This window comes from Haladaptatus sp. ZSTT2, assembly GCF_037081775.1.
In the GTDB taxonomy this organism is placed as follows: Archaea; Halobacteriota; Halobacteria; order Halobacteriales; family Halococcaceae; genus QDMS2.
The window spans coordinates 1,596,857-1,613,303 of sequence record NZ_JBAMHQ010000001.1 but is presented as its reverse complement, the minus strand read 5'-3'; the positions used below and the strand labels follow the sequence as shown (position 1 = coordinate 1,613,303).

Annotated in this window: 18 protein-coding genes and 1 tRNA gene; 9 read left to right on the top strand and 10 right to left on the bottom strand. The window is 59.8% G+C overall.

From position 1 onward, the window contains the following. Window positions 1–97 precede the first annotated feature (97 nt). A complete protein-coding gene (locus V5N13_RS08785; protein WP_336360460.1) occupies window positions 98–778 on the bottom strand; it encodes a class I SAM-dependent methyltransferase in 681 nt (226 codons plus the stop codon). A gap of 82 nt (window positions 779–860) precedes the next feature. Here V5N13_RS08785 and V5N13_RS08780 point away from each other — a divergent pair, with 82 nt between their 5' ends. Both V5N13_RS08780 and V5N13_RS08775 read left to right on the top strand, forming a co-directional pair. After that, entirely contained in the window at window positions 861–1,286 is a 426-nt protein-coding gene (locus V5N13_RS08780; RefSeq protein ID WP_332897530.1) for a DUF2391 family protein, read from the top strand. 56 nt (window positions 1,287–1,342) lie between these two features. Continuing rightward, window positions 1,343–1,924 carry a DUF7090 family protein gene (locus V5N13_RS08775; protein ID WP_336360459.1) on the top strand — a complete coding sequence of 194 codons (582 nt, stop codon included), beginning with the start codon at window positions 1,343–1,345 and terminating at the stop codon, window positions 1,922–1,924. A gap of 1 nt (window position 1,925) precedes the next feature. Here V5N13_RS08775 and V5N13_RS08770 read toward each other — a convergent pair whose 3' ends face one another. From V5N13_RS08770 to V5N13_RS08755, 5 genes are all read right to left on the bottom strand, one after another. Further along, window positions 1,926–2,711: a DUF7089 family protein gene (locus V5N13_RS08770; protein WP_336360458.1), complete on the bottom strand. Its 786-nt coding sequence runs from the start codon at window positions 2,709–2,711 to the stop codon at window positions 1,926–1,928. Continuing rightward, on the bottom strand, window positions 2,711–2,800 hold the full coding sequence (locus V5N13_RS17155; RefSeq protein ID WP_442904921.1) for a hypothetical protein: 90 nt from the start codon (window positions 2,798–2,800) through the stop codon (window positions 2,711–2,713). Before V5N13_RS17155 ends, V5N13_RS08770 begins: the two co-directional genes overlap by 1 nt. A 154-nt stretch (window positions 2,801–2,954) precedes the next feature. Continuing rightward, window positions 2,955–3,569 (bottom strand): OapC/ArvC family zinc-ribbon domain-containing protein, encoded by a 615-nt coding sequence (locus V5N13_RS08765; protein WP_336360457.1) that lies wholly within the window; start codon window positions 3,567–3,569, stop codon window positions 2,955–2,957. Then, the gene (locus V5N13_RS08760) at window positions 3,569–3,949 is read right to left on the bottom strand and encodes a DUF2073 domain-containing protein (protein ID WP_332897526.1); all 381 of its coding nucleotides are present in this window, start codon (window positions 3,947–3,949) and stop codon (window positions 3,569–3,571) included. The genes V5N13_RS08765 and V5N13_RS08760 overlap by 1 nt, the downstream gene beginning before the upstream one ends. Window positions 3,950–3,954: 5 nt before the next feature. Further along, complete coding sequence (locus V5N13_RS08755) at window positions 3,955–4,596, bottom strand: Era-like GTP-binding protein (RefSeq protein WP_336360456.1); 642 nt, start codon at window positions 4,594–4,596, stop codon at window positions 3,955–3,957. Between the two features lie 1,502 nt (window positions 4,597–6,098). Between V5N13_RS08755 and V5N13_RS08750 the strand changes: the two genes are divergently transcribed. Beyond that, entirely contained in the window at window positions 6,099–7,604 is a 1,506-nt protein-coding gene (locus V5N13_RS08750) for a Cdc6/Cdc18 family protein (RefSeq protein ID WP_332897524.1), read from the top strand. A 39-nt stretch (window positions 7,605–7,643) separates the two neighbouring features. Here the strand turns inward: V5N13_RS08750 and V5N13_RS08745 are convergent, their stop codons facing one another. Continuing rightward, a complete protein-coding gene (locus V5N13_RS08745; RefSeq protein ID WP_332897523.1) occupies window positions 7,644–8,351 on the bottom strand; it encodes a S26 family signal peptidase in 708 nt (235 codons plus the stop codon). A gap of 92 nt (window positions 8,352–8,443) precedes the next feature. On the opposite strand from V5N13_RS08745, the gene V5N13_RS08740 reads away from it, so the two are divergent. Beyond that, window positions 8,444–9,949: a DNA-directed DNA polymerase II small subunit gene (locus tag V5N13_RS08740; protein WP_336360455.1), complete on the top strand. Its 1,506-nt coding sequence runs from the start codon at window positions 8,444–8,446 to the stop codon at window positions 9,947–9,949. Here V5N13_RS08740 and V5N13_RS08735 read toward each other — a convergent pair. Next, window positions 9,942–10,328, bottom strand: coding sequence for a hypothetical protein (locus V5N13_RS08735; protein ID WP_332897521.1), 387 nt, complete (start codon window positions 10,326–10,328; stop codon window positions 9,942–9,944). The genes V5N13_RS08740 and V5N13_RS08735 overlap by 8 nt on opposite strands. 75 nt (window positions 10,329–10,403) lie before the next feature. Between V5N13_RS08735 and V5N13_RS08730 the strand changes: the two genes are divergently transcribed. The 3 genes from V5N13_RS08730 (at window position 10,404) to V5N13_RS08720 (ending at window position 14,209) form a co-directional block, all read left to right on the top strand. Continuing rightward, entirely contained in the window at window positions 10,404–11,477 is a 1,074-nt protein-coding gene (locus tag V5N13_RS08730) for an ATPase domain-containing protein (RefSeq protein ID WP_336360454.1), read from the top strand. A gap of 99 nt (window positions 11,478–11,576) precedes the next feature. Continuing rightward, complete coding sequence (locus V5N13_RS08725; protein WP_336360453.1) at window positions 11,577–12,752, top strand: aspartate kinase; 1,176 nt, start codon at window positions 11,577–11,579, stop codon at window positions 12,750–12,752. A 116-nt stretch (window positions 12,753–12,868) separates the two neighbouring features. Further along, window positions 12,869–14,209: a tryptophanase gene (locus V5N13_RS08720; RefSeq protein WP_336360452.1), complete on the top strand. Its 1,341-nt coding sequence runs from the start codon at window positions 12,869–12,871 to the stop codon at window positions 14,207–14,209. Here V5N13_RS08720 and V5N13_RS08715 read toward each other — a convergent pair whose 3' ends face one another. Beyond that, complete coding sequence (locus V5N13_RS08715; protein WP_332897517.1) at window positions 14,210–14,869, bottom strand: metallophosphoesterase family protein; 660 nt, start codon at window positions 14,867–14,869, stop codon at window positions 14,210–14,212. A gap of 24 nt (window positions 14,870–14,893) precedes the next feature. Continuing rightward, window positions 14,894–15,466: an IMP cyclohydrolase gene (locus V5N13_RS08710; RefSeq protein ID WP_336360451.1), complete on the bottom strand. Its 573-nt coding sequence runs from the start codon at window positions 15,464–15,466 to the stop codon at window positions 14,894–14,896. Window positions 15,467–15,600: 134 nt separating this feature from the next. Here V5N13_RS08710 and V5N13_RS08705 point away from each other — a divergent pair. Together V5N13_RS08705 and V5N13_RS08700 are read left to right on the top strand one after the other, a co-directional pair. Then, window positions 15,601–15,673 (top strand) — tRNA-Gln (locus V5N13_RS08705). 310 nt (window positions 15,674–15,983) lie between these two features. Next, the gene (locus tag V5N13_RS08700; protein WP_336360450.1) at window positions 15,984–16,439 is read left to right on the top strand and encodes a hypothetical protein; all 456 of its coding nucleotides are present in this window, start codon (window positions 15,984–15,986) and stop codon (window positions 16,437–16,439) included. Window positions 16,440–16,447 lie beyond the last annotated feature (8 nt).

Genomic DNA, 16,447 nt, shown 5'->3' with positions numbered 1-16,447 from the left:
AATCGAGAGCGCACACCGGGTGTGTACGCACATGTAGCGGCAGATTTGCAGTCGAAATGAAGGGGTTAAGCCAGGTGATGCGGCCGATTTATCGAGGTCAGTGGGCGACGCCAACGGTCAGGAGCGTCCCGAGTTCGCGGTAGCGTTCGACCATGTCCGCGCGGGTATCGAATCCCTCGTAGGGGAAGGCGTCTTCGTCGGGAATTTCGATGTCGAAGTCACCGATGTGGTCTTGTGCTGCGACGAACAGGCCCGCCTCGCGGAAGGCCGCGCGGTACTGGTCGCGCGTCCAGCGGGTCATCTCGACTGCGATGTTGTCCTGCCAGTGGTGCGAGTGGACGTTCTCTTCGTAGTAGTTCACCGCACAGTAGAACGTCCCGCCGGGTTTGAGCACGCGGGCGACCTCGCGGAGGGTGTTATGGGGGTCTTTCGCGTAGTAGAACGCCTCCATCGTCCAGACGTGGTCGACGCTGTTGTCGGCAAACGGGAGGTCGTCGAAATCGCCAACGACGTACCCAGATTCGAGCGAATCGGTGTAGCTGCGGGCGTTTCGGGCCATCTCGGGCGAGCCGTCAAGGCCGTAGGTGCGACCCGCGCCTTTCGTCTCCCGCAGAGCGCGCACGGCATAGCCGCTGCCCGTCCCGAGGTCAAGGATCGTGTCGCCCGGCTCGACTGGCATGCGGGCGAGGGCGTGTTTCGCCGTGTGCCAGTGGCGGTCTTCCATCCCTTTGTCGCGGCCGTCTGTGGCCCAGGCGTCGAACTCTTGGCGAATGCTCATACGACGACAAATGAAGCGGGGAACCTAAACGGATTCGACGTGATGCCCGGGCGTTTAACCGGCTTCGACGCCGAGAGAGAATATGGTCGGGAGAACGCGCCGGTACGCCCTCGCTGATTCGGCGCAGCAACTGGTGGGCGGATTCCTGCTCGCAGGCCCGTTCGTCGTCACCGAAGAGGTCTGGGTGCTTGCGAGAAATATGACGATTTGGCACGGCCTCGTGACGCTCTCGCTCGTCTTTGCGATTGGCTACGGCGCGCTGTACAAAGCAGACGACGGCCGCGACCCGGACCGCGAGGCGGACGTGGCGGGAATTCCGATTCGATTCCTCTCGCTCATGCTCGTTGCCTTCGGGTCGGTCATCATTCTCGCCATGGCGTTTGCCGCCCCACAGACGTTCCTCTCCGACCTCGCCGTGAACGCGCGCTACGAAGTGACGGCAAAAGCCATCTCCGTCGGCGCAATTTTCAGCGTCGTCGGCGCGGCGACCGCAGACAGTGTGTTCTAAGCGACAGGTCAGCCACACCCGCAGGCTTAAGGTATCGCCGGTTGCTTTTTGGCGATATGGATTACGCCCTTGCAGTCGAAAACACGCCAAATTCCATCCCGGGCGGCACAGGACTCCTGCTTTTGCACCCGAGCACGGGTGAAACAGACCGCATCGACACCGACTTTCTGAACACCGACACCGACTACATCCTCGTCATCTCGACGCGCACCACCGCCCGCGAAGTCGAGCAGAAACTCGAATACTACGGCGTTGACCGCGGGAAAACTGAGATTCTAGACGCACTCTCCATCGAACGCGGCTACTCTCGACGCAGCGGGAAGGGCATCCACTACGTCTCCTCGCCCGACGATTTGGACGGCATCGTCCGCGAAACCCGCAAGTTCTTAGAGCGCCACGACGGCAACAAACTCCGCGTGAGCGTCGATTCGGTCACCGAGATGGCTTACTACGCCGACGACGACCGCGCCCGCGAGGCGGTCAAAGAACTCCTCGAACTCCTCAAAGAACACGACGCTGTGGGCCTGTTCCACCTCGCAGAAGAAGTCCACGACCAAGACGTGGTCACCGCGTACTGCGACCTGTTCGACGGCATCATCACGCTCGACGAAAACGGCAACGTCGAAGGCGAGTTCTAACTCAGTCTTCACGCAGTCGCGCAATCGTTTTTTCAGCCCACTTGACCGCGTAGGGCGCACCGTGTTCGCGGTAGGCCTGCGTATCCAACGCGCCAAACGGTGCGGGAAGCGAGAGCCCATGTTTCACCGCGCTACAGGCGTATTCGGTCGCCGCCGCGAACTCCGTTTTTCCAAGTGCCACCTCACGGGAGAGTCCCGACAGGCGAGGTTCCATTCGTTCGCCGGCGTCTTCCCACGCGTCGAACAACTCGGGATGGGTATTTTCCCACGAGACGAACACCTCGCGCGTCTGCAATCCGAGATACGCATCGTACAACGCTGCGGCAATCTGGTAGGTATCGACGGGGCCGAGGTCGAGCGCAGCGTCGAGGTCGCGGTAGGATTCACCGAAAAACGGCAGGAAGTGCTCTGGCTCGCCCGTGCTGAGTTCGACGAACGCTTCGGCGATGAGGAAGTCGATGAACGCCTCGGGCGACCCCTGCGTGCGCGCTTTCACGAACACGAGCGGCGGTTCGGTTTGACGCGTCCACACGACGCTGCCGTCGCCCGGCATCCCGATGGTGAACGTCGTGTTCGCGTATTGGGTGAGCAAGTGGGGCGCGTCGTCGGGAAGCCACTCGCTCGGATAGCTGGTCGGCGACAGCGAATCTACGAGGAGGCCGAGGCTTTCTGCCTGGTCGGGGGCGAGCATCTCGAAGTCCTGTTCGCACTCAAGCACCACCGCTCCGGGGGCGTACTCGTCACGAACGTCCGCGAGCGCCCGGGAAAGATCACGCGCGTCGAACATTACGCAAGCGCGAGACTCGCGATAAGACCGAGTGCAAGAAGTGCTGAAACGCCGACGGTCGTGACCACAATCTTGGTTGCCTGACTCATACCGCGTCTGTTTCCGTGCGAGCGGTTAAAACCTTCAGTTCGCGGCGACGACTGACGGCGAGCGCCTGAAGGAAACGGTCGGATGCGTGGCTACCAACGCGAAGTCGAGAACGAGATGGGAGAAAAGGGGAGGGTTTCGGGTGGAATCGCGCGATTACGTCTCGTCTTCGTCGCGCCCGCCAATCCACGTCTCTGGCACTTCGATGATGTAGCGGCCGTTTTCTTGAAGCGCAATGATGTACTCCTCGCGGTCGTACAGTTCCATCAAGTTGAGTTCGTACTGGCCGGGTTCGAGAATCTTGATGCTCTCGAACTGGTCGTTTAGCTCCTCGCGGAGCTGTTCCATCGACGGTCGCTCTTCTTTCGGACTGCCAACGACACGACCCTCTGCGGGCGGTTTCTGTGGTTTTTCGGGAAGTTCATCCGGCGTCACCATCTCGCCGCGTGCGCTTGCTTGGGCACGGTCTTCGCGGTCATCGACGGTTTCGACCGGTGCTTCGATGATGTCCTCCTCTTCAGGTGCACTCGAAGCGGCGGCAGCCGGGGCTGGTTTTTCGTCTCTGCGCACCCAATCGCGCACTTTCGTGGTCGCCTTCCCAACCGATTCGGTCACCGAGGATTCGCGTTCCGGTGGCTGATCTGCCGGGTCGGGCGCGGAGCCAGACGGATAGAACTGGAACTTGTTGCCGCCACAGTCTGGACAGCCAGAGAGCATCTCCTTCGAGCCGTCACTGAACTCGTGGCCACAGGCCGTACACTGGTGTGGCATTATTGCCGAGTGACGAGGGCGCTGATGAGACTCTCGTCTTTGTGCAGCGTTTCGATGCGGTTCGCTGGGCCAATGACCGTGAGCTTCGCCGTCGAACGCCGCCCCATGAGCCGGTCTAACAGGCTGCCGTCGGAGGCATCCTGCTTCGGATACGTCTCGATTTCGATGCCGTTGAACTCATCCGGACTGATCTCGGTCATCGTCACTTCGATGAGTTTTGACTCCTCTGCAGGTGAGAGTCCCTCTTCGAGAATCACAATATTGCCCGCATGGACGCCATCTAAGATGGTCCGAATTTTCTCCATGCTCGTGAGCCTGTCCATGCGCTCGCCGCTGAACAGGTCGATTTGCACGCCGTCTTTGTTGGTTGCTTCTGCCATCCTAATCACCCGAAGTAGTCCGAAATCTTGTCGTACACTTCGTCCATGTTCTCTCCTTCAAGCGCCGACAGTGGGATTGTCTCGTGTTGAGGGAACGCATTGCGAATGCGCTGGACGTTCGATTCGTCTAAGTCCGTCTTGTTCGCGAGAATGAGCACCGGGAGCTTCTGACTCTCGATGATGCCAATCAGCATCGTGTTCACCTGCGTGAACGGGTCGGTCGAACTGTCGAGGACGTAGATGACGCCATCGACGTCTTCGCGCAGCCAGTGCATGGCCTCTGCGACGCCTTCGGTGGCCTCGCGGGAGCGACGAACCGCGTCGTCTTTCTCCATGTCGTGCTCTAAGAACTCCTTGTAATCGACCTTGGTCGTGACACCTGGCGTGTCCACGATGTCGATGGTGACGGACTTCCCGTTGCGCTTTATCTCGACGTTCTCTTTCCTCCGCGCGCGGCGCGTTTCGTGTGGAATGTGACTCTCCGGCCCGATGGCGTCGCCAGTCCAATCGCGAGCGATGCGATTTGCGAGCGTCGTCTTGCCCGCGTTTGGCGGCCCATAGATGCCAATGCGTTTCGGCTCAGAGCCGGAGAACAACTTATCTGTAACTCGTGAGATGCTATCTCGTAATTCGGCAAATAATCCCATCCTATTCTCCCGCTCCCTCGGAATATATCGTAGTCAAGGGTGCTTCTGAACATAGAAGCACTCTGAACTCACTTAAGCGTGCGTCAGACATGTGTCTGGATTTATAGACAATCGACGGACGGTGGCCTCAAGGGTGTTTCGGTGTCCCAAACGAGATGGCGCGATGGCCACGGAATCGAGAGAATACGCCGCTCAGGCGGGTTTCCACCCGAAACAAGGGGGTTCTGGCGAGTATGTGTCTAAATTCTGTTTTGACTGACTGTTGACCAGTCGTTGAGCCATGAGCGAAGTGAGCGGGGCTGCAATACTTGCCGCTAAAAACAGCTGGGTCGAGTAACTCACGACAGTGCGGGGGCACAACACACGCGACTCCACCTGAACTAGACGGGGTCGCGCACCGGATTTCTAGCGATTGTTAATGGAGTGGGCGAGAATAGGGAATATGAATTGTGGAGGAAAGAGCGTTCTCAGCCAGCAAATCAAGCGGTTAGCCGATGTCGAAGTGAAGCGAAGACAGGAATCTAGCCCCCCACCCCTTTGTTTCGAGTGGAGCGACCCAAGTGGGTGAGGATGGACTGGTCAGTTCCAGTTAATTCCACTAGCACCAACACAACAAACAGCACGACTTTCTCTACTACGGTTATGGTTGAACTATCTATCATATAAAGATACCTCTTTACAAAGGCTCCCGCTCGACCCCCTCCCCTCCTTTTTCTCGTTCCACCGGAAACAAAGGGGTGGGGGGCATCCCTTCCCGGCTGAGCACTCGTCCATCTCCAGTGACATCTTCACTGAACCCCTCACAGACGAACCACTAGCCTGCCCTCGAATCGACCATGTCATACACTCACAACACTCGGATTATCCTAGATTCTCTTCTAGTACTTCATCATTCAACCCCTTCTCTTCTAGTGCAACCTAGTCTCACTAGAGAAACTGCAACAACAACCCCTCCGTTTCCGGTCGAACCATGCTGTTTCTGTGGTCGAATCTCGGGTGCGCGGTCGAAACGGCTCACCACAACTGACTCGGGCACAAATCCATCGCTCCACGACCAACCGGAGATATTCACCTGTTTCCGACCCCGACCTTCGTTTCCCCTCCAAACCCTATTCGAGCGTGTCATCCGGACCGTTCGGTCGTCGATTCTGTTGGCACTCACCCGTCTAGTTCACTCGTTCTCGTCTCTCGCGGGCAGGTGATCGGCGGCTCACAACTGATTGCGGGCCGTTCGAGTTGAAACACCACCCTTCAGGCTCACTATTCACTGCCGACCCAAAATCCATCCAGAGTGGGGCGCTGTCAGCCGATTTCCGTCGATTTCCACCAGTTCAGTCCTCCGCAAAGCACAACCTTTAATAGATATTCTACCTCTGGTTCGTCTGCATCAAGTGGACGTGCGAACACGAATCTACTCGCCGGAAAGGCGTCTCTAGGGCGGCTGCGGGCTTCTCTCCCGGGCCGTCGTATCAGTTCCACCCGAAAGATAGGGGAGATAATCGATGGCACCTGACGAAACACACACGGATGGCGGTACTGACGACACAGACACCAGTCGAGAGTTCGACGTGGATTTAGACGACGTCGTCTTAGACGACCACGGCCTCGAAGACCCGGAAGAGGCGTCACAAGGGCTGTTTGACGACCTCTTGAGCGGTGAGCCAATCTTCGAGAACAAGGAGGTGCTCCGCCCGTCGTACACGCCGCACAAACTCCCCCACCGCGTAGAGCAAATCAACAACATGGCGACGATTCTCGTCGCCGCACTGCGCGGGGAGACGCCGTCTAACATCCTCATCTACGGCAAGACCGGGACCGGCAAGACGGCGAGTGCGAAGTTCGTCTCGAAAGAACTCGAAACCACCTCACAGAAGTACGAAGTGCCGTGTGAGGTCGAGTACATCAACTGCGAGGTGACCGACACCCAGTATCGCGTGCTCGCGCAGCTCGCGAACAAGTTCATCGAGAAAAACGAGCAGGTCATCGAAGACAAACTCGACCGTCTGGAGTCGTTGCGCGAGCGCGCGGCCGATGACTCTGCGGCACTCGAAGAGACTCGGTTTGCCTCGCTTGACGCGCTCGACGAGCGCCTGTCGGTACTCGAAGACGACCTCGCGTCGTTCGAACCCGTGCCGATGACCGGGTGGCCAACCGACCGCGTCTACACCACCTTCTTCGAAGCCGTCGATTACAACGAGCGCGTCGTCGTCATCATGCTCGACGAAATCGACAAACTCGTCGAGAAATCCGGCGATGACACCCTCTATAATCTCTCGCGGATGAACTCGGAACTCGACAACTCCCGCATCTCGATCATCGGCATCTCGAACGACCTCAAGTTCACCGACTTCCTCGACCCGCGCGTGAAATCCTCGCTTGGCGAAGAAGAAATCGTCTTCCCGCCGTACGACGCGAATCAACTGCGCGACATCCTCCAACACCGGGCGGACGTGTCGTTCAAGCCCGACTCACTTTCTGACGACGTGATTCCACTGTGTGCGGCGTTCGCCGCCCAGGAACACGGTGACGCACGCCGCGCGCTCGACCTGCTTCGGACGGCGGGCGAACTCGCAGAGCGCGACCAGATAGACCGCGTCGAGGAGAAACACGTCCGCAAGGCACAGGACAAAATCGAACTCGACCGCGTGGTCGAAGTCGTCCGCACCCTTCCAACGCAGTCGAAACTCGTACTCTTCTCGACTATCATGCTCGAGAAAAACGGCGTCCACAACATCAACACGGGCGAGGTGTACAACATCTACAAGCGCCTGTGTGGCGAAATCGACGCCGACATCCTCACCCAGCGCCGCGTCACCGACCTCATCAGCGAACTCGACATGCTCGGCATCGTAAACGCCGTCGTCGTGAGCAAGGGGCGCTACGGGCGCACGAAAGAAATCAGCTTGTCTGTGCCAATCGACGAGACAGAAGCCGTCCTCCTCTCAGATTCACGCCTCAGCGAGATTGGCGACGTCCAACCGTTCGTCCAAGCGCGGTTCGATAACTAAGCAAGCGAGTCCGAAGCAAAAACGGGTTTTACAGACTGCTCAGGCGAACAGCCGTGGCCGTCCGAATGCAACCATCCCGCCGAACAGCGAGAACGTCTCTGAGACCCACAGCCGGATGTTGCCGAGAATCGGGATGCGGAACTCCGCGGTGCCAATCACCCACGACGGGCGGACGGGGTTCTGGTTGCCGACTTGGTCGTAGATGCTGTTTGCGTCGCCTTTCGTGACGAAGCCGTCGTTCGGGGCGGGGCAGTGGGCGAGTTGCTCGCAGTTTTGTGCCCCTTGGATGTAGTCGGGGTTCGCCTTGGTGTACCAGTTTTCGCTCTCGTTTACGTGGAACATCGCCCGGTGGATAATCGGGGTCGTTCCGCTGTTGCCGTTGGGCTGGAACACGATGACGTCGCCGTAGTTGTTGAATTTGACGTACTCCGTGTGTGCGCCGATGGCGTTGGTCACAACCCCCGTTTCGTCGTAGGCTTCACCCGCCGCAAAGCGGTGTTCTTCCATCACGAACACGAGGTCGCCCGTCATCATGTTGGGCTCCATACTGCCACTTTCGACGGCGACCATCGGCGGCCAGATGCCGCTCACGGCGAACAAGATGAGCCCGACGAGGACGACTGCGCCCACGCTCACGAGCAGTTCGCGGGCGTAGGCAACCCCCTCGTGGTCGGTGGTTGCAAGCCATCGAAGCCATCCGACGACTCCGGACGGCTCTTCGTCGGGTCGGTCACCCGGGACACTCATTAGCGGTCGTTCGCAGGGTGGTCGTTTCAACGTTTGGCTTTGACCCGCTAGTGGTTCGCTATACTTTTGGCACTCCCCGAAGACAGACAGATGTGCCTTTAGAGAGCGACGCCCGCGTCGTCAGCGAACTCGTCAGCCGGGGATACAACGCTGAACGCGAAGCGGTCACCCTCATCGCGAGTTCGGCCGACCCGACGCGCACGCTCACTCTTGCGCTCGATACGCTCCCTGCGGATGCGCTCAAACTCACCGCCGCCCACGTCCGGGCTGTTCTCGACCAGAGTGACCCCTCTGCTTCCACTGCAGATGTACAGACTGCGGTCGATAGTGTCCCGGATTCGACTCCAGTTGAAACCGCGCCCGAAGCGTTCGAGCGGACGGTCGACCACTCGCTTCGCTCGCTTCAGATTGCGAACGATATGACCGGCGAGAGCACCGGAACGGGGCGATATGAGGACTTCGTCGCCGTGTTTCGCGACCGTTACGAGCGGCTGTCTGCAAAACTCCGCTCGCGCGTGAACCACCGCACGACGCGCGCGCTCAAGTCCATGCCCGGAAACAGTGAGGCGGGCATCATCGGGATGGTCAGTGACGTGCGTTCGACCGCCAACGGCCACTGGATAATCGAACTTGAGGACACGAACGGCGTGTTCCCGTGTCTCGTGATGAAAGACCGACCGCTCGCAGACCTCGTCAACGAGATTTTACTCGACGAAGTCATCGCCGTGGACGGAACGCTCTCTGACGACGCAGGTATCTTGTTTGTCGAATCGCTCTACTTCCCGGACATCCCGCGCACCCACAAGCCCTCGACCGCAGACCGCCACGTACAGGCGGCGCTCATCAGCGACGTGCACGTCGGCAGCCAGGAGTTCATGGCCGACGCGTGGAGTGATTTCGCCCATTGGCTCCACACCGAGGAGGCAGAACACGTCGAGTATCTGTGTATCGCGGGCGACATGGTGGAGGGCGTCGGCATCTACCCGAATCAGGACGAAGAACTCACCATCATCGACATCTACGACCAGTACGAGGAGTTCTCTGAGTACCTGAAGGAGGTGCCCGGCGACATGGAAATCGTGATGATTCCGGGCAATCACGACGCGGTGCGCCTCGCAGAACCCCAACCCGGGTTTTCCGACGAACTCAGAGATATAATGACCGCCCACGACGCACAGATTGCGTCGAACCCCTCCGTCGTCACGCTCGAAGGCGTGTCCGTGTTGATGTACCACGGCGTGTCACTCGACGAGGTCATCGCAGAGCTTCCCGCGGACAAAGCCAGCTACGAAGAGCCACACAAGGCGATGTACCAACTCCTGAAAAAGCGCCACGTCGCGCCACAGTACGGCGGTCACACGCGGGTTGCACCCGAAGAGAAGGACTATCTCGTCATCGACGAGGTCCCGGACATCTTCCACACCGGTCACGTCCACAAACTCGGCTACGGAATGTACCACAACGTGCTTGCGCTCAACAGCGGCTGTTGGCAGGCACAGACGGATTTCCAGAAAAGTGTGAACATCAACCCGGACTCCGGCTTCGCGCCTATCGTCGACTTAGACACGCTCGAAATGACGATTCGCTCGTTCAATTAGGGTCTTTGCGAAACTTGACCGTCGGCACTGAATCGAATCGTGGTCCCCTCCCAACGCGGCTGAACCCGACGCTGTCTGCGGCATCAAGAATCGGGTTTTGGTCTTCCGGCACGAGGAGTTCGACGCTCATCTGCTCTTTGGTCGCGAATCTGAGCGGTTCGTCGAGCAATCGTTTTGCGACGGTCATTTCACCCGAGAGTTGGGTGACGTACACGGTTTGTTGTTCTGCGTCGAAGCTCACGAACCCGATGATGTCGCCTTCGTCCTCTGCGACGCGCACACTGCGGTCGTGAATCAGGTTCCGCATGACATCGCTTGGCGAACCGGTCATTTCTGCCAGTGTGCCTGCATCGTCTTCGACGGCATCCCGCACGTCCATAGCCCTCAGTTCGCATGGAGATACATTAAATCCCTGACCCGGTTGGTTCTTGTCGCCTCGCTCCGTAGGATTGTCATGGTAGATGATACCACTGGGCATGCTGAGGGGCAGGAGCCGCGGTGTGATTTCTGCCGCCATCTCATCCCGGAGACACCGGTCGTGGCCAGTGTTGAGGAGTCTGAGTACCAATTTTGCTCTCAGGCGTGTCGTGAGGCGCTCGAAAAGAGCGCGTACGTCTTCACCGAATCTCACGGCTTCATGTGGTTCGACCCCGGCGTGTCTGCACTCAACACCAGCCTTCCACAGGGCGCACCACGCAACGCTTTCGTCCTTCTGTCGGGGCCTGCGGGCACCCGTGACCGCGCGTTGCAGGCCGAACTCATCTGGCGCACCCTCCAACGGGACGAATCCGCGATTATCGTGAGCTTTCAGGAACCGCCCGGCTCGATTGTCCAACAGTTTCTCACTTTCGAGTGGAACGTCCTGCCCTACTTAGAGCGCGACCAACTCCACATTCTCGACTGTTTCACCTACCGGCTCTCGACGCGAAGTCGGATGTACGAGCGTATGAACGAGTGGAACCAACACCTCCACCGCGTCGCAGAGAACGCGACGACGACCATCCGCGACCCGACGGACATAGACGAGGTGACGAACAAACTCGACAACTGCCTCGAAAACCACAACCTCGTGGACTCGGGGCTTGTGCTCATCGACTCGCTCACCGAGTTCGGTGCGCTCGTCCAACCCGTCAGAGCCTACGAGTTCGTCCGCACGATTCGCGCAGACGTTTGCAAAGGCCGGTTCGTCCCCGTCTACGCCGGAGCGACGGTCGTCACCGAGGAATCGCTGTTCCCCCACGACTTGGCGTACGCCGTCGATGGCGTTATCGACCTGCGGCTCACCGAAAAACTCGTCCCAGAAACGCTGTTAAAGCAGATTCGCATCCGCAAGATGAACGGCGTGCTCGTCATCCCCGAGTGGCACACCTACGAGTACACCTCCGGGCTTGGCATGGTGACGTTCGACCCCGAAGAAGAGCAAGCAAAGAGCGCGGCGAAGGCGACAGAAACCGACGAAAACACACCTGACCATGCAGACGCCGAAACTGACGACCAGCACACCGATCGCCCCGACGATACGGTCTAAATGTGACAGACGGCAAGCATTCGGAGGATGAACAAGGTTATCTCGCGCGACTCATAAAGAGGGGCCAATGAGTCACGTTCACACGCATACGGTGGTAGCATGCGCGTAGTTGCAAAGTTCGGCGGCACCAGCCTCGGCAGCGGTGACCGAATCAATCGAGCAGCCGATTCGATAGCGGCTGCGGTGGCCGCGGGCCACGAAATCGCCGTCGTCGCGAGCGCGATGGGGTCTACGACGGACGACCTGCTCGACGAAATCACGTTCGAAGCCGGTGAGGCAGACCGCGCAGAAATCGTGAGTATGGGCGAGCGCACCAGCGTCCGAATGCTGAAAGCCGCCCTCACTGCCCGCGGCGTAAACGCAGTGTTTCTCGAACCCGGCAGCGAGGGCTGGCCAATCATCACCGACGAACACGGCGAGGTGGACGTAGACGTCACGAAAGCAAACGCCGCAGCACTCGCCAAAACGATGGACGATGTCGTCCCCGTCATCACGGGCTTTCTCGCCCAAGACCACGCGGGCAACGTCACCACGCTCGGCCGCGGTGGCAGTGACACGACGGCGGTGATGCTCGGCAAGTACACCGGCGCAGACCAGGTCGTCATCGTCACCGACGTCGAAGGCGTCATGACCGGTGACCCACGCGTCGTCGAAGGCGCACGCAACGTCTCCCAGATTACGGTCGACGAATTGCGCGACCTCTCGTTTCGCGGCGCGGAAGTCGTCGCCCCGAGCGCACTCACCTACAAAGACGAGAACTTAGACGTTCGCGTCGTCCACTACCAACACGGTGACCTCCTCTCTGGCGGGACGAGCATCGAAGGCCAGTTCGAGAACATCATCGACCTGCGCGAGACGCGCCTCGCGTGCATCACGGTCGCCGGGCGTTCGATTCGCAATAAACCCGGGATTCTCGCCACGCTCTCACAGAAGCTTGGGGAGGCGGACATCAACATCGACGCCGTCGCAAGCGGCATGGATTCGGTGACGTTCTACATCGCCGCAGACCGGGCATCTGAGGCAGAAAAAGTGCTTCACGAGTGCGTTGTCGAAGAAGAACTGTTGTCGAGCGTGACGGTCGAAGACGACATCGCGGTCATCCGCGTCACCGGCGGTCTGATGAGCGAACCCGGCGTCGTCCGCGATATCATCGGCCCGCTCGCCGACGCGCACATCTCGATTCACGACATCATCACGAGCGCCTCATCCGTCGGCGTGTTCGTCGATTGGGACGTTCGAGAGTCCGCGCTCAAGGCCATCCAGTCTGACTTCTGAGCCGCCTCGAATTGTAGACAGCAGTACCCAAATTTGCGCATTGCCTCCCACCGAGACGCGGGAGTGTTCACTGTTGAATGCGTGAAATTATGGTGCTCCCTGTGCCCTTTCTTGCCATGACTGCGTACAAATCGAAGATGGTAGAGCCGATTCACCTGCCATCACGCGAGGTTCGAGAGGAAAATCTCGAACGCGCTGGCTACAACATGTTCAACCTCCCCTCAGAAGACGTGTACATCGACCTGCTCACCGACTCGGGCACGGGCACGATGAGCGCGAAACAGTGGGCGGCGATGATGCTCGGTGACGAAGCCTACGCCGGCAGCCGGAGCTTCGATAACCTCCAAGACGCCGTCTCTGACGTGATGGGCTTTGAGTACGTCATTCCGACCCACCAAGGCCGGGGCGCAGAGAACGTCCTCTACGGGACGCTCCTCGAAGCCGGTAACGTCGTCCCGAACAACACGCACTTCGACACGACGCGCGCCCACGTCGCAAACGCCGGTGCAGAAGCCGTTGACTGTCCCGTAGACGGCGCGATGGAGCTGCAATCGGACGAGCCGTTTAAGGGCAACTTCGACCTCGACAAGGGCTGGGCCGTGGTCGAAGAACACGGCGAAGACGCCGTCCCCGTCGTCATTCTCACCATCACCAACAACTCGACGGCCGGCCAGCCGGTGAGCATGGAAAACATCCGCGCCGTCAGCGAGTTCGCAGCCGACATCGACGCCACGTTCGTCATGGACGCCTGCCGATTCGCCGAAAACGCCTACTTCATCCAGCAGCGCGAGGCCGACTACGCGAACCACTCGGTCGCAGAAATCGCCCGCGAGGAACTCTCCTACGCCGACGCGCTCGTCATGAGCGGGAAGAAAGACGCGCTCGTGAACATCGGCGGCTTCGTCGCCTGCCGCGATGAGACTCTCTTCGAACACGCCCGCCAGCGCGCCATCCTCTACGAGGGCTTTTCGACCTACGGCGGCCTCGCCGGGCGCGATATTGAAGCCATGGCACAGGGGCTTCGCGAGGCGGTCACGCAGGAGTACATCGAATCGCGCGTCGGCCAAGTCCAGGAACTCGCCACGCTTCTCGATGCGGCTGACCTCCCCGTCTACCTCCCCGCAGGCGGCCACGCTGTCTACCTTGACGCAGAAGGCTTCTTCCCGCACATCCCGCTCGACCAGTTCCCCGGACAGGCGCTCGCCTGCGAACTCTACCGCGAGGGCGGCGTCCGCGGCGTCGAACTCGGGAGCTTTGCCTTCCCCGGCACGAACCGCCCGGAACTCGTCCGCCTCGCCATCCCGCGGCGCACCTACCACCGCGAACACTTAGAGCACATCGCAGACACTGTCGCAGGCGTCTATGACCGACGCGACTCGGTGTCAGGGCTCGAAATCGTCTCTGAACCGCCGATGAAAGAACTGCGCCACTTCTCTGCGGAACTCCGCCCGGTCTGATTACCGACCGCGACGCAGCCGAGTGGCGATGTCTTCTGGCAGTCCGACTGCGTTCACTTTCTCCTCGACCGCGTCGATGTCGTAGCTGACGCGCCGTTCATCGACGCTCATTGTTTCCACATCGACCACGGCAAAGGCGGCGCGCGGGTCGCCGTCGCGGGGCTGGCCGACGCTGCCGGGATTCAACACGACTCCCTCCTCGAAGGTGCGGTGGCCCTGGACATGGGTGTGGCCGGTCACGAGCACGTCCTCGCCGCGGAGCATCGCGGCGTCGAACAGGTCGGGGTAGGTGTAGCGGTCGGGGTCGTCCGGGTGGCCATGGACGAGTTTCACTCGTCCAGCACACTCGGTGCGCGTTGGTGGGAGGGCGGCGAGCCACTCGAACTGGTCGCTCGACAGGACACGCGCTGCGTAGCGCACCCCCGCCCGGGCCATCCCGTTGAAGTGGTCGGTCGTGCCGGTCACGACGGCGCGGTCGTGGTTGCCCATAATCGAGACACAGTCGTTCGCTCTAAGCAGGTCGATACACTCGCCGGGCCACGGGTTGTAGCCGACCACGTCACCGGCACAGACGAGCGCATCGACCGCGGGCATCGCCTCCATGACGGCTTCTAAGGCGACGAGGTTGCTGTGTACGTCAGCGATGACGCCGAGTTTCATACTGAAAAAAGGTGACGCGAGGGTTTAGTTCCCGTTCTCAATGGCCGTCTCGAAGCCGCTTTCGGTGCGGGCGACGGCGGCGGCACAGACGGCGTGTTCTAAGTCCGCGTCGTAGACGGCTTTTGCGGCTTCTGTGGCGGCTTTGGTGTTGAGCGGGTAGGATTCGGGGGTGTCGCTCTCGTAGGTGGCGACGAGGGTCGGTTCGGTCACTTCTTTCACGATGAGCGCGTCGCTGCGGACGGTGCCGATGTAACTTCGCTCGCCTACGGTGCCGGCGATGCGCGGGGTGTTGTAGCTGTCTTTCTCGTAGTCCATCGCCAGGAGGGCTTCCACGAGTGCGTCGCGGGCGGGGTAGCCGCGTTCGATTTTCTCGGTGATGGGGTCTACGTGCGAACCGTTGCCGACGACGGCGGTGTCGCCCGCGATGCGCAGGCAGTTGTACGAGACGTAGGGGTTGTCCGTCGGTTCGGCGTCGGCGGTTGGCGCGACGGTGAGCGTCCCCTCACGGTCTACGACCTGGCGGTTCGGAAACGAGCGGGAGGAAACGCGATACGCACCGATGTCTGGCCCGATGACGATGAATCGTCCAACGTACATACACGGTACTGCATAGGTTGGGCATAAGTAGGCGTCGATATATGCACGTTCGTCCGTGCGAAACCCACTGACACACCGCGGGCGAACGCGCAACGCTTACAAAGGGGCACAGTCTACCGATGTGTGCAGCAAGGAGTCCCATGGGGTAGTGGCCAATCCTGTCAGCTTCTGGGGCTGACGACCGCAGTTCGAATCTGCGTGGGACTATTCGTTGGTTTTTGTGCTTGTCGGTTGGTTTCTCACGAACTCGCGCCCCTGAGCCCCCGGCCTCCCCGTGCGAGTTCGAACCCCCTTATTTCGAGTGTAAAACGCCCTGAATGTGTCCTATCTGCATTCTCGTGTCTTGTGAATGCGTAACGCTGTGCAGTCGAAAATATGGTTTTGGTACCACGCCTTTGCGTGACTTTCCCACGCAATCAGTTTTCGATGGTTCTGACGTATCTAGTGGGGAACAACAGTGCTTCGAGGGGCGGTGAGACGACTGTATCGTCCGCTGATGGGTGTACTGGTCGTTGGAATGGCACTCAGCGTCGTGGTGGCTCCGGTCGCCGCTCAGGATGATGACGTTCTGTTCATCTACCAAAGTCACCACCTCACGGTGTGGCTCTCGGGTGACGCGCTCGTCCACGATGGCGATGGGTTCACGACGCGCACAGACGGCGTGCCGTACGTCCATTCGTCTGAAGGCTTTTTCATCATCTACGAGTTCGACGCTGACCCTGGCTACGACTACTACTTCCTCTGCTTGGCGACCGATACCTACGCAGAAAGCTGTACCGACTGGGTGATAGTGAACGATGGCAACTCCTACACCGCGTGGTACACCGTCTCACCGGACAGTTTCGGCTACGGCGAGGAGCTGTTCAACCTCACACTCTCGCGGTGGAACCCCGCAACAGAGCAGGTCGAATATGTCGATAACATCTGGTTCTACGTCGATTTCATCCCCGAAACCGTGCCGACCGAACAGTAGACCGTCGT

What these genes read in the sequence shown, in the direction of transcription:
- V5N13_RS08720 (WP_336360452.1), top strand. Translation starts at nt 12,869, where the DNA reads ATGACTGCGTACAAATCGAAGATGGTAGAGCCGATTCACCTGCCATCA.
- V5N13_RS08735 (WP_332897521.1), bottom strand. Translation starts at nt 10,328, where the DNA reads ATGGACGTGCGGGATGCCGTCGAAGACGATGCAGGCACACTGGCAGAA.
- V5N13_RS08715 (WP_332897517.1), bottom strand. Translation starts at nt 14,869, where the DNA reads ATGAAACTCGGCGTCATCGCTGACGTACACAGCAACCTCGTCGCCTTA.
- V5N13_RS08780 (WP_332897530.1), top strand. Translation starts at nt 861, where the DNA reads ATGGTCGGGAGAACGCGCCGGTACGCCCTCGCTGATTCGGCGCAGCAA.
- V5N13_RS08770 (WP_336360458.1), bottom strand. Translation starts at nt 2,711, where the DNA reads ATGTTCGACGCGCGTGATCTTTCCCGGGCGCTCGCGGACGTTCGTGAC.
- V5N13_RS08765 (WP_336360457.1), bottom strand. Translation starts at nt 3,569, where the DNA reads ATGCCACACCAGTGTACGGCCTGTGGCCACGAGTTCAGTGACGGCTCG.
- V5N13_RS08725 (WP_336360453.1), top strand. Translation starts at nt 11,577, where the DNA reads ATGCGCGTAGTTGCAAAGTTCGGCGGCACCAGCCTCGGCAGCGGTGAC.
- V5N13_RS08760 (WP_332897526.1), bottom strand. Translation starts at nt 3,949, where the DNA reads ATGGCAGAAGCAACCAACAAAGACGGCGTGCAAATCGACCTGTTCAGC.
- V5N13_RS08745 (WP_332897523.1), bottom strand. Translation starts at nt 8,351, where the DNA reads ATGAGTGTCCCGGGTGACCGACCCGACGAAGAGCCGTCCGGAGTCGTC.
- V5N13_RS08710 (WP_336360451.1), bottom strand. Translation starts at nt 15,466, where the DNA reads ATGTACGTTGGACGATTCATCGTCATCGGGCCAGACATCGGTGCGTAT.
- V5N13_RS08730 (WP_336360454.1), top strand. Translation starts at nt 10,404, where the DNA reads ATGGTAGATGATACCACTGGGCATGCTGAGGGGCAGGAGCCGCGGTGT.
- V5N13_RS08775 (WP_336360459.1), top strand. Translation starts at nt 1,343, where the DNA reads ATGGATTACGCCCTTGCAGTCGAAAACACGCCAAATTCCATCCCGGGC.
- V5N13_RS08785 (WP_336360460.1), bottom strand. Translation starts at nt 778, where the DNA reads ATGAGCATTCGCCAAGAGTTCGACGCCTGGGCCACAGACGGCCGCGAC.
- V5N13_RS08750 (WP_332897524.1), top strand. Translation starts at nt 6,099, where the DNA reads ATGGCACCTGACGAAACACACACGGATGGCGGTACTGACGACACAGAC.
- V5N13_RS08755 (WP_336360456.1), bottom strand. Translation starts at nt 4,596, where the DNA reads ATGGGATTATTTGCCGAATTACGAGATAGCATCTCACGAGTTACAGAT.
- V5N13_RS08700 (WP_336360450.1), top strand. Translation starts at nt 15,984, where the DNA reads ATGGCACTCAGCGTCGTGGTGGCTCCGGTCGCCGCTCAGGATGATGAC.
- V5N13_RS17155 (WP_442904921.1), bottom strand. Translation starts at nt 2,800, where the DNA reads ATGAGTCAGGCAACCAAGATTGTGGTCACGACCGTCGGCGTTTCAGCA.